This is a genomic window from Polaromonas sp. YR568 (genome assembly GCF_943369415.1).
Lineage (GTDB): Bacteria > Pseudomonadota > Gammaproteobacteria > Burkholderiales > Burkholderiaceae_C > Polaromonas.
In genome coordinates, this window is sequence record NZ_CALRNF020000014.1 from 99,994 (window position 1) to 111,618 (window position 11,625).

10 protein-coding genes and 1 pseudogene are annotated in these 11,625 nt (G+C 65.0%); 7 read left to right on the forward strand and 4 right to left on the reverse strand.

From position 1 onward, the window contains the following. Positions 1–77 precede the first annotated feature (77 nt). Genes ACLV74_RS11060 through ACLV74_RS11070 form a run of 3 tightly spaced genes read left to right on the forward strand, consistent with a single transcriptional unit; the run spans position 78 to position 2,930 of the window. Complete coding sequence (locus ACLV74_RS11060) at positions 78–1,172, forward strand: ABC transporter ATP-binding protein (protein WP_411879451.1); 1,095 nt, start codon at positions 78–80, stop codon at positions 1,170–1,172. A 1-nt stretch (position 1,173) separates the two neighbouring features. Continuing rightward, positions 1,174–2,064, forward strand: a complete 891-nt coding sequence (locus ACLV74_RS11065; RefSeq protein WP_411879452.1) for an ABC transporter permease — start codon at positions 1,174–1,176, stop codon at positions 2,062–2,064. Then, positions 2,061–2,930 carry an ABC transporter permease gene (locus tag ACLV74_RS11070; RefSeq protein ID WP_411879453.1) on the forward strand — a complete coding sequence of 290 codons (870 nt, stop codon included), beginning with the start codon at positions 2,061–2,063 and terminating at the stop codon, positions 2,928–2,930. The genes ACLV74_RS11065 and ACLV74_RS11070 overlap by 4 nt, the downstream gene beginning before the upstream one ends. 278 nt (positions 2,931–3,208) lie before the next feature. Here ACLV74_RS11070 and ACLV74_RS11075 read toward each other — a convergent pair whose 3' ends face one another. The 4 genes from ACLV74_RS11075 to ACLV74_RS11090 all read right to left on the reverse strand — a co-directional run bounded on the left by ACLV74_RS11075 (position 3,209) and on the right by ACLV74_RS11090 (position 7,304). Next, positions 3,209–5,212 (reverse strand): AAA family ATPase, encoded by a 2,004-nt coding sequence (locus ACLV74_RS11075; protein ID WP_411879454.1) that lies wholly within the window; start codon positions 5,210–5,212, stop codon positions 3,209–3,211. Between the two features lies 1 nt (position 5,213). Next, entirely contained in the window at positions 5,214–5,450 is a 237-nt protein-coding gene (locus ACLV74_RS11080) for a hypothetical protein (protein ID WP_411879455.1), read from the reverse strand. A gap of 373 nt (positions 5,451–5,823) precedes the next feature. After that, positions 5,824–6,267, reverse strand: a complete 444-nt coding sequence (locus ACLV74_RS11085) for a hypothetical protein (RefSeq protein WP_411879456.1) — start codon at positions 6,265–6,267, stop codon at positions 5,824–5,826. Positions 6,268–6,404: 137 nt separating this feature from the next. Beyond that, positions 6,405–7,304 (reverse strand): DMT family transporter, encoded by a 900-nt coding sequence (locus ACLV74_RS11090; protein ID WP_411879457.1) that lies wholly within the window; start codon positions 7,302–7,304, stop codon positions 6,405–6,407. A gap of 134 nt (positions 7,305–7,438) precedes the next feature. Here ACLV74_RS11090 and ACLV74_RS11095 point away from each other — a divergent pair, with 134 nt between their 5' ends. The 4 genes and pseudogenes from ACLV74_RS11095 to ACLV74_RS11110 all read left to right on the forward strand — a co-directional run. After that, positions 7,439–8,434, forward strand: a complete 996-nt coding sequence (locus ACLV74_RS11095) for a quinone oxidoreductase family protein (protein ID WP_411879458.1) — start codon at positions 7,439–7,441, stop codon at positions 8,432–8,434. Between the two features lie 116 nt (positions 8,435–8,550). Continuing rightward, entirely contained in the window at positions 8,551–10,002 is a 1,452-nt protein-coding gene (locus ACLV74_RS11100; protein WP_411879459.1) for a DUF1800 domain-containing protein, read from the forward strand. Positions 10,003–10,017: 15 nt separating this feature from the next. After that, positions 10,018–11,379 (forward strand): DUF1501 domain-containing protein, encoded by a 1,362-nt coding sequence (locus ACLV74_RS11105; RefSeq protein ID WP_411879460.1) that lies wholly within the window; start codon positions 10,018–10,020, stop codon positions 11,377–11,379. A 33-nt stretch (positions 11,380–11,412) separates the two neighbouring features. Next, positions 11,413–11,625 (forward strand): annotated as a pseudogene (locus tag ACLV74_RS11110) (hypothetical protein); the annotation flags it as partial.

The following is an 11,625-nucleotide window of genomic DNA, read 5'->3' on the forward strand; positions in this document are numbered from 1 at the left end:
GGAACGCTTCGCTGGGTTTTGTGAGCAACTCCAAATAACAAACAAACCCGCGATGCGGGCATGAAAAGGTTTCTGACATGGTGATGCCCAACACCGCGGGACGGCCCGCGGCGAAAAACGAGTTCAGGCAACTGCGCCTGGACGGCGTGAGCCGCAGCTTCGGCGGCGCCCACGCGCTCGAAAAACTCTCGCTGACCATAGAGCGCGGTGAATTCATCGCGCTACTGGGCCCCTCGGGCTGCGGCAAGTCGACCGCGCTCAACTGCATGGCCGGCCTGATGCCGCTGTCGGACGGCAGCATCTGGCTGGACGAGCGGCGCATAGACACCTTGCCGCCCGAAAAGCGCGGTTTCGGCATGGTGTTCCAGAACTACGCGCTGTTTCCGCACCTGTCGGTCAGCCGCAATGTGGGCTTCGGCCTGAAGATGCGCGGCGTGCCCTCGGCCGAGATCGACCAGCGTGTTGCCGCCGCGCTGGACACCGTGCAGCTGCAGGCGCATGCCAACAAGCTGCCCGGGCAGCTGTCGGGCGGCCAGCAGCAGCGCGTGGCGATTGCGCGCGCCATCGTGATCGAGCCGCCGCTGATCCTGATGGACGAGCCGCTGTCCAACCTGGACGCCAAGCTGCGCATTGAAATGCGTTCCGAGATCCGCCGCATCCACCGCGCCCAGGGTTGCTCCACCGTCTACGTGACGCACGACCAGGACGAAGCCCTGGCCATGGCCGACCGCATCGTGGTGATGAAGCTGGGCGTGGTGCAGCAGATCGGCACGCCGCAGGAGGTGTTCGCGCGCCCGGCGACGCTGGACATCGCGCGTTTCATGGGCTACCGCAATGTGCTGCCCGTGCGGGTGGCGCAGGCCAACGGAGTCGGGCTGACACTGGAAGGACCCGGTGGCGTGCTGATGGCCGCCACCGCCATGCAAACGCTCACAGGTGGCACGGCCATGGCAGCAATAAGGCCCGACGAATTGATCATCGGCGAAGGCCCGCAGGCCTTTCCCGGCATTGTCGAAACCGCCGAATACGGCGGCCGCGAATGGCTGCTGCAGGTCAGGACCTCGTTTGACGATTTGCTCTACGTGCGTTCGTCGCGCGCCGTCGTCCCGGGCGACCATGTGATGCTGTCGGCCCCGGCCGAACGCGTGCTGGTCTACGCAGGGGAAAGCTGAGATGAGCGCCATGACCCTGCCGCCGCCGCAAGGCGCCGCGCGGCGCCCGCCTTTCGACCCGGCCGTCATGCTGGTGGCGCCGGCCGCCGCGCTGATGGTGATGTTTTTTGTCTACCCTTTTGCCTACGGCTTGCTGTTGTCCTTCCAGCCGCAGCAAGGCGGGATATTCGACAACTACATCCACTTCTTCCAGACGCAGGATCTGTGGATGACGATAGGCAACACCATGCAGCTGGCGCTGCCGGCCACGATCATCAACGTGGCCTGCGCGCTGGGCATCGCCTATGCCACGCGCGTCAAGGGCCCGTACCAGCGTTTCCTGTCCACCCTGCTGGTGGTGCCGCTGACCCTGGGCACGGTGCTGATCGCCGAAGGCATGCTGACCTACTTCGGCCCGCAGGGCTGGCTCGCGCAGACGCTGCGTTACCTGCATGTGTATGAGGGCTCGATACGCCTCACCCATAACTACTGGGGCGTGCTGATCTCGCTGATCATCACCGGTTTCCCGTTTGCCTATCTGCTGATCCTCTCCTACATCACCGGCATAGACCCGGCGCTGCCGCGCGCCGCGGCCACGCTGGGGGCCGACGGCTGGAACCGCTTTCGCCACATCTACCTGCCGCTGCTCACGCCGGGCCTGGTCATGGCGTTTTGCCTGTGTTTTGTGCAGGCCTTTTCGGTGTTTCCTTCGGCCGTGCTGCTGGGCTCGCCGGCCGGCACCACGCGTGTGATCGCCATCGCCGCCTATGAAGCGGCCTTTGAACAGTATGACTATTCGCTGGCCTCGGCCGTCGCCATGATCATGGGCCTGGTCCAGCTGGCCATCGTCGTCGCGGCGCTGGGCTTGCGCTCCTTCTTCTACCGCGGCCCGGTGGCGGGGGGCAAGGGATGAGCAGCATGAACACTCAACAGATGCACGAGAAAGACCCGCTGCGCGACCGCGCCTGGCGCGCGCTGGTCTGGGGGCTGATCGCCTTCTTCCTCGTGAACGTCGGCATGATGATCATCGCCGTCGCCACCAACTCGGTCGCCACGCGCTGGCTGGGCACCTGGCTGCCCGAGGCCTACACCCTGAACTGGTACGTCTCGGCCTGGAAGGAATTCCAGCTCGGCCACGTGCTGGTCGTCACCGTGGTGGTGGTGTTCTCGGTGGTCTTCCTGTCGCTGCTGATAGGCGTGCCCGCCGCCTACACGCTGGCGCGCAAGGACTTTCGCGGCAAGAAGCTGCTCACGCTGCTGTTCCTGCTGCCGCTGATGGTGCCGCCGATTACCTACGGCATTCCGCTGGCCACGGTGATGTACCAGCTGCACCTGGCCGGCACCTTGCCGGGCGTGATCATCGCCAACATGATCCCGGCCTTGCCGTTTGTGATCCTGGTGATGACGCCTTTCGTCGAGCAGATAGACACCAACATCGAATCGGCCGCGCGCGTCTTCGGCGCCAACACGCGGCAGATGTTCCTCTACACCCTGGTGCCGCTGCTGGCGCCCGGCGTGCTGGCGGCCGGCTTGCTGGTGCTGGTGCGCACGGTGGCGATGTTCGAGCTGACCTTCCTGGTGGCCGGGCCCGACACCCAGACCCTGGTGGTCGCGCTCTACTACGCGGTGTTCGCCGCCGGCGTGCGCGCCGGCCAGTCGGTGGACGCCATGGCCATGATCTACATGGCGATCACCGTGCTGTGGCTGCTGATCGCGCTGCGCTTTGTCAACCCGACGCAGCTGGTCAGCCGTGTGAAGGAGCATCCGGTCAAGGCTTGATGACCAGGAGCCGCTCACAAAACCCGGCGAAGCGGTCATGGTGTTACTCCCTCTCCCTCTGGGAGAGGGTTGGGGTGAGGGCTAGCGGTGGTCAATACGCCACCGTTTTTTGCACGGGCAGCGACCCTCACCCCCGCCCTCTCCCAGAGGGAGAGGGAGCAAGGCTTGGTCAACAACGCGGCAGAGGTTGTGAGCGGCTCAGATTTGAAAAGATTTCCGTTGGTGGAAAGTTGGGCACGGAGGGCAGCATGGGCTGCCCACCGTGCTTTTTTTTGCGTTCATCCCAGTGATTTCTCACGGGGTTCCGCCGCCGCTTCGCGCACCCGCCGCATCAGCCCGTGCTGCAGGCCGAACACCTGGAGCTGCTCGGCATAAGGCATGAGCATCTTTTCCTCCGTCGCGATACCCACCCCCAGCAGGCCGGCCATTTTTTCCTTGCTCACCTGGCCGTGCGCCAGCAGCTCGTCCACGATCTGCAGCAGTAGCGCCGAATCCGTGGCGAGCAGCGCCTGCGCGCGTGCATAGGCCTGTGCGAGCAGGGCCTCGATCTCTGCGTTGGTCGGCTCCACGTCGGTGTTGATGTTCTCCTCCGTGCTGTCGGTCACGTCGGTGCGGCTCAGCCGCTTGCCGAAGCCGAAGTGGCGCACAAAGCGCGCAGCGAGCGCGGTGGCGTTCTTGAAATCGCTCTCGCTGCCGGTGGTGCAGGCGTCCTCGCCGAACACCAGGGCTTCGGCGGCGCGGCCGGCCAGGCCCACGCAGAGGCGGTCCAGGCAGCTTTGCCGCGACTCGGCCTTCATGCGCACATAGCTGTTGTAGCCGCCCTCGAAGGACGCGACATTGATCTTGACCTCCTGCGGTGCGTGGCCGAACAGGCGGCCGTAAGCCAGGCCATGGCCCGCCTCATGCACGGCCAGCAGGGCCCGGAAGTCCGGGCTGGCGCGCTGCTTGAGCTGGTTCAGGTCCAGCGGCACGGGGTAGGCGATGCACGGCCCGCCGTCCGCGCCGTGGCTGACGTGCAGGCACTGCGTGGCCGCGTCCAGCCTCACGTTGAGCGTGGCGTCCGCCGGAACGTCCTGCTCAAAAGCCCACAGCACGGCATTGACCAGCGGCGCGCTCAGGATGGCATGGATCGACGAGAACAGGGGGCGCGTGCCCTGGGCCGGAAACACCGCATTGGCATAAATGCCCTCGTACACCGATTCATGCAGCTCGAAAGACAGCCCGGCGCTCGCCTGCATTTCATCGGCATAGCGGGCGCAGGTGCTGCGGATCAGCCGCTCGTAGGTGGCCTGGCTCAGCGAGGGGTAGATCACATGGTTGTTGCCCAGCCGGGCGATCTGCTCGGGCTTGAAACGCTCCCCCAGTGCTTTCTTGACGTCGATCACCGACAGCTTTTTCGTCAGCTCGTGGAAGATGTCGGCATCGGTGTCGCAGTCCTCCACGCGGCTGGCAGTGCCCTCGTACATCTCGTCCAGGTTGCCCGAGACGATGATGAGCAGGCGGCTGTAATCGGTTTCCCATGCGTCGGTGGAGGTCCTGAATTCCAGCATGCGCTCCTGTAGTTGCTGGGGCGTCCAGGTCATCACTTCCTGCAGCGGCTCCTTGAGCTTGAGGCTTTGCTTGAACTCCTGGGCCTGGTAGGGCGAGAGCTTGAACTTCAGTTTTTTCGGCAGGGCGCCGTCCGCTGCGGGCTTGTCATCCGCCTGCGCTTCGCGCTCATGCTCGTATTGAGAGAAAGCCAGTGACGATTCAAGTTCCTGCAGAAACGACAGCGACGGCGGCAGGCGCCCGTCGGACAGCAGCTGCCACACGTCCTGGTAGCGTTTGACGGCAAAGTCCTTGCCTTTTTCGTCGACGGTGCGAAAGCGCTGGAACTCGTCCAGCACCAGGATGCCGGGCTCGCTCTCGGCGACGCCGGACTCCGCCAGCATCGCGCTGATGGAGTCGGCGCTGCGCCAGCTGCTGCCGTTGCTGAAGCCGTCCATCTGCACTTCGACGAAGCGGTCATAAAAGCCCAGCTTTTGCGCCAGGCTGCGCGTGAGCTGGGTCTTGCCGGTGCCGGTCAGGCCCCACAGGCACACGATCACCGGGCGGCGGATGATGTGCGGCAGCACATACCAGGCGCGTATCGACTCGATCACCCGGTCGATGATGTCGTCAATGCCGAACAGCTCGGTCTTCAGCTCGGCGGCCACCAGCGCCAGGTGGGCGCTGCGCTCGCGCATCAGCTCGGGCGGCACCCGCATCGCGGCTGCGGTGTTGGTTGTCAGGTCGTTCTTCATGTCAGTCAATCAATCTTTTGAGGGCCTTGTGCAAGGCCACGGTTTCAGCACGGCGGTTGGCGCCTGTGCTGCGAATATGTTTGCCCGCGCCGGACGTGATGGCGCGGCGCACGAGCGCCTGCACCACAGGGTTGCGCGGTGCGGGTAGCTGCACGGTCAAGGCAAGCGGCTGCTTCATGCGCCGCAAGTGCTTGACCTTGCCGGCGGCAAAGTCACGGGAAAAAGTTTTGGCACTCATGTGCACGCTCCAGAAAGCAAAAACCCCGGCGAAAAATCAGCCTGGGGTTTGCGGAGCGCGCTTCACACGTGAAGGCACGGCACCGACTGCCCGCAGGGCTGGGTATGGTTGGCACCATATCCAGCCGGGGGCAGTGGAGGGTGCGTCAGGTGTGAGTGAACAAAGTCATGGGTCTTAAGGGCCTCGAGGGGTGAACTGCGCAAGGTTGTTCGTTGTGCAGCGGCTCAAAGCAAGGAACGGATTCTGAAGAGCCCGCGCGGGCTTGGCAAGTTTTACGCGGTGGTTTTGCGCAATGTGTTGTGAAAATCAAACCATGGATGCAAGGTTCCAGGCAGGGAGCGGGCCGCCCGCGGCCGCTTCTTCGACGGCGGGCTTAGACGGCTTGATCATCGATGAGCTCCAGCAAATCGCCTGCGCTCCTGGAGACTGCGCCAGTGCCCTGCGCCAGCAGCGCAACTTTGGGCCGCATTGAATGGATGAATGCCTGAAGCGTTTTTTGAACTGACGCCCCAAGGTATAGCTCATGCCCTTTTTCCGGAACGAATGAGCCGCCGAGGTCTATGAGTGACTCCATTGCCGCGCGTTGAGACCAGGGGTCGCCGTCACTCACGATTTGCTGGATCTGCGGCAGGGCAGCCAGGACGACCGGATAGAAAGTGCCTGCGTGATTGTTTCCCATGGCCCAAAGAAATTCGTCGCAGGCCTCTTCCGCGGACTGTTGGTCGTGGGCATTGCGAAGCGCCTCAATGGCGCTGCCGACGCTATCCACGTCATTGGACTCGGGTTGGGGAAATTGACTGAAATCTGGTGCTTCCATGCTGCTTGGGTTGTCTAAGGGAATGATCTCGCAGTATGCAATTTAATCTGGCCTTCGTGGTTTGATCTGGACATCGGGTCCATCCAGAATTGGCTTGCGGGCGAACGCCAGCCGCTGATTCGGCTTTTTCGCCCGTCTCAGCGCCGCGAGGACACCACAATCCCGCCCACGATCAGCACAAAGGCCACCGCGTGGTAAAGGTTCGGCAGCTCGCCGAGAAACGCAACGGAGAGCAGGGCGGCGAACAGCGGCGTGAGGTTGGAAAAAAATCCGGCGATCGCCGGGCCGACGCGCTGCACGCCCATGCCCCAGCAGCGGTAGGCGATCACCGCGGGGCCCACGGCCACATACAGCAGAGCCGCGGCCAGCGGCCAGCCCCAGGTGATGTGGGCGTCCGTCACGGTCCATTCAGCCGCGGCGAAAGCGCCCGACCAGGCCAGGCCGAACGCAATCTGCGCCAGCAGAAAGGCGGCCCAGTCGCGGCGGAGTTCCGGCGGCTCTTTCGGTTGCGACAGCAGCCAGCTGTAGAAGGCCCAGGCCAGCGTGGCCAGCAGCACATAGAGGTCGCCGGGCACGAGCTGCACCTGCATGAGCAAGTCCCACCGGCCGCGCGACAGCACCACCAGCACACCGGCAATCGACAGCACGGCGCCGGCGACCTGGCGGCGCGACACGGCCTGGCCGAAGCACAGCGCACCCACGATCAGCATCCAGATCGGCACGCTGGAGGCCACCAGTGTGACGTTGAGCGGCGCCGAGGTCTTGAGCGCCAGGTATTGCAGCGCGTTGTAGCAACCCACGCCCAGCAGGCCCAGCACCGCGAAGCGCTTCCAGTGCGGCCACAGGCTGCTGCCCGGTTTGAGCACCTGCCAGGCCAGCGGCAGCAGAATTAAAAAGGCCAGGGCCCAGCGCAGGAAATTGAGCGTCATGGGCGGCACCAGGCCGGTGACGAGGCGGCCGACGACGGCATTGCCGGCCCAGAGCATGGGAGGGATCACCAGCAGCGAGGCGGTGGCGGGTGTCAGGCGTTGGGTCATGCGGGGACTTTACCAAGCGATGCGGTTTTGCACGGGCGGGCCCGGATTTGACCCTCTGCGGCTTGTCCCGATTCATGGCACCATGTCGCCCACGCTTTTCGCTTTTATCTCCCCCTCTGCAAGGAACACCCCCCATGGCCTCTTATTCCTCCAAAGCCGTACGCATCAACCAGCACGGCGGTCCCGAAGAACTCACGCTGGTGGACGTGGAGGTGGGCGAGCCCGGCCCCGGCGAGATCCGCATACGCCACAAGGCCGTGGGCCTGAACTACATCGACGTCTACCAGCGCAGCGGCGTCTACCCCTTTGCCATGCCGCTGCAACTGGGCATGGAAGCCTCGGGCGTCGTCGAGGCCGTGGGCGAAGGCGTCACCCACCTGAAGGCGGGCGACCGCGCGGCCTACGCCAGCCAGCCGCCCGGCAGCTATTGCGAGCTGCGCGTGATGCCGGCCAAGTGCGTGTGCAAGCTGCCCGATGCGATCTCGTTTGAGACCGGCGCGGCCATGATGCTCAAGGGCCTGACCGCGCAATACCTGTTGCGCCGCACGCTGCCGCAGGGCGGCCTGCAGGCCGGTGACCCTGTGCTCTTCCACGCGGCGGCCGGCGGCGTGGGCCTGATCGCCTGCCAGTGGGCCAAGGCGCTGGGGCTGCAATTGATAGGCACGGCCGGCTCCGACGAAAAATGCGCGCTGGCCCTGTCGCAGGGCGCGGCCTTCGCCATCAACTACGCCAAGGAAGACTTTGTGGCCCGCGTCAAGGAGATCACCGGCGGCAAGGGCGTGAAGGTGGTGTACGACTCGGTCGGCAAGGACACCTTCCTCAAGTCGCTGGACTGCCTGCGCCCCTTCGGCCTGCTGGCCAACTTCGGCAACGCCTCGGGCAAGACGCCGCCGCTGGACATCGGCATGCTGGCCGCCAAGGGCTCGCTGTATGTGTCCCGGCCCACGCTGTTCACCCACATCGCGACCCGCGAAACCACGCAGGAAATGGCGGACGACCTGTTCGCCATGGTCACCAGCGGCAAGGTCCACATCCCCATCGACCAGCGCTTTGCCCTGGCCGACGTGGCCGAAGCGCATCGCGCGCTCGAAGCCCGCAAGACCACGGGCTGCACCATCCTGACGCTGTAACACGGGATCGGGCCGGGCAGGGCGTTTGGACATAGAGCGGTAAACCTGTGTAAAGCCCAAGGCCGCATTCAACGCAAGCCGCGCCGGATGCGTTACAAAGGGCTAGGAGAAAAACCATGCCCACAGCGAACTCCATGGCCGGCATGCTGGCGGCCGTACCGGCCTTATTGGCTTGCCTTGCCGGCTCCGCGGCACAGGCACAAGCGCAGGACTATGCCGCGCCGTATTCAGCCAACCTGGCCGCCACCTGGCGCGCCGCCTCGCGCCTGGGCTATGCGCCCACCCCGGATTCGGCGCAGGCGGCCGCGGCCTCACCCCGCGCCTGGGCGCTACAGCAGCTGGATATGGCCTATGCCGCCAGCAAACGCCCTCCCACGCTCCCCGCTGAACTTGCCGGCATCAATGCACCGCTCAAGGACATCGTGCTCGGCTTCCAGGCCGAACGCGAAGCGCGCAGGACGGTGCGCGAGACGGCCAAGCCGGGCATGCCCGCCGCGGCCAATGCCGCGGGCGCGGAAAAATTCAGCCGCGACATGGCCCAGGACGCCGCCGCATGGCGCCTGATGTCCTGCAGCGACCCGGCGCTCGAGAACCCGATGCTCGCGCGCATGACCGAGTTCTGGTTCAACCACCTCAATGTGTTTGTCGGCAAGGGCTCGGTGCGGCCCTTTGTCGGCCACTATGTGGTCAACGTGATACGCGCCAATGCGCTGGGCCGCTTTGAAGACCTGCTGCTGGCCAGCGCGAAACACCCGGCCATGCTGTTCTACCTGGACCAGGCCCAAAGCAACAGCCGCGGCCTCAATGAAAACTACGCGCGCGAGTTGATGGAACTGCACACGCTGGGCGTGAACAGCGGCTACACGCAAAAAGACGTGCGCGAGCTGGCCCGCATCCTGACCGGGTGGACGGTCAACCTCAAGGACGGCGAAGGTTTCCGTTTTGCCGAGCGCCTGCACGACAAGGAAAGCAAGGTTTTGCTGGGCCGCACCTTCGGCAACGAGAGCGTGGCAGAGGGCGAGGAAGCCATACGCTACCTGGCCCGCCGGCCCGAGACGGCGCGGCGCGTCTCCATGCGGCTGGCGACTTTTTTTGTCGCCGACAAACCGCCCGCCGCGCTGGTCGACAGGCTGGCCGCCACCTTCATGTCCACACAGGGCGACCTGCGCGCGGTGATGCGCACCTTGATTGAATCGCCGGAATTCTGGGCCAAAGACAACCAGCTGTTCAAGACCCCGCTGGACTTCGCCTGCTCTGCGCTCACGGCGGCCGGCGGTGTGAAGGAGCGGCGCGATGTCGTGCAGACCCTGGGCTTTCTCGCACAGGCCGGCCAGCCCATGCACGGCTGGCAAACGCCCGACGGCTACAAGACCGATGCCGGCACCTGGCTGGCGCCCGAAGCACTCACGCGCCGCGCCGACTACGCCATGGGCCTGGCCCAGCGCACGGCCGAGCCGGCTTACCTCAATGCGTTTTTCAGCATCGCGACACGCGAACGCATCGCGCAGGAACCGGCGCAGATGCGCACGGGTTTGATGCTGGCCAGCCCCGACTTCATGCGCAAATAACCCACGGGAACATCCATGGACTCCAACCCTTCTTCATCGGCGAATTTGCTGCAACGCCGCCGGCTGCTGGGCCTTGGCGCGCTGTCCGCCCTGTCGCTGGCCGCGCCCGGTGTGTGGGCGCAAGCCCTGCCCGCGAGCCTCAACAACGGGCGCCTGATCGTCGTTTTCCTGCGCGGCGCCTACGATGGCCTGTCGGCCTTTGTGCCCTATGCGGACAAGGACTACTACGCGCTTCGTCCCAACATCGCGATCGCGGCACCTGACGGCACGGCACAAACCGCGATCAAGCTCGACAGGACTTTTGCGCTGCATCCCGCGCTGGCTCCGCTGCTGCCGTTATGGCAACAAGGCGTGCTGGGCTTTGTGCCCGCAGCCGGCCTGCCCGCGCCCAACCGTTCGCATTTCGACGCGCAATACCAGATGGAAATCGCGCAAGGCGGCAAGACCAGCAGCGCGCCGGGCTGGCTCAACACCACGGCGGGTATCGGCAAACCGTCACCGGCCGGTGCGGTCGCGCTGGGCGTCGGCGAAGCCAACCCCGCCATCCTGAATGGCCAGGCTTCGGTCGTCAGGCTGATCCCGCGCGGCCAGTCGGCCGAACGCACCGGCGTGCTCGCCAACGAACGCACGCGCCAGGCGCTGATGGATTTGTACGCCGGCGACGACAAGGTCAGCGAAGCCTTTCGCCAGGGCGCGGGCAGCCGCATGCAGAGCGCGCAGGAACTCACCGAGCAACGAACCGCCAGGACCGAAAAAATGGCACAGGACGCCCAGCGCATGGCCGACAAAAGCCTGGACCGCGACGGCGCACCCGCCAACGCCCAGGCCCTGAAGGCGCAAATGCTGGCGGCCAGCAACGGCGCCGCCGACCCGGTCGGCCTGCAGCTGGACGCGCAGCACCTGGGCACGCTGATGCGCAACGACCGCAAACTGCGCCTGGGATTTTTGTCCGCCGGCGGCTGGGACACCCACGCCAACCAGGGCGCCGCCACCGGCCAGCTCGCCAACAACCTGGGCAACCTCGCGCGCGGCATCGCCCAACTGCGCCAGGATTTTTCCGAACCCGGCGACGTGGTGGTGGTCATGAGCGAGTTCGGCCGCACCAGCGCGGAGAACGGCACCCGTGGCACCGACCACGGCTTCGGTAATGCGATGTGGCTCATGGGTAATCGCGTTGCCGGCGGGCGCTGGCATGGGGTGTGGAGTGGTCTTTCGCAGCTGAATGAAGGGCGGGACCTTCCTGCGCATCACGACTATCGGGCGGTGTTGGCTCAGGTGCTGCGGGGGACTTTTTCTTTTGGCGATACGCAGTTGGCGGATGTGTTGCCGGGGGCCAAGTGGGATAAGCGGCTTGATGGGTTGTTTCTTAAAGCCTGATGGTTGCTCTGGCGGTATGCCCTCTGCGTAGGCGTGCTGGCCGGGGTCGCCCGGCATGCGACTCACTTTTTTTGCTTCGCCAAAAAAAGTAAGCAAAAAAAGGCGACCCTGGTTGCTGCGTCCCTCCGCTTCGCTACGGGCAACCTGCGGTGCTCGGTCCAGCCGGGGTCAAAAACAACTCGCCTGCGGCTCAAACAAGTTTTTGCCCTGATCCGTCTGGCCCTGCGCTCCTCGGCGCATCCACAA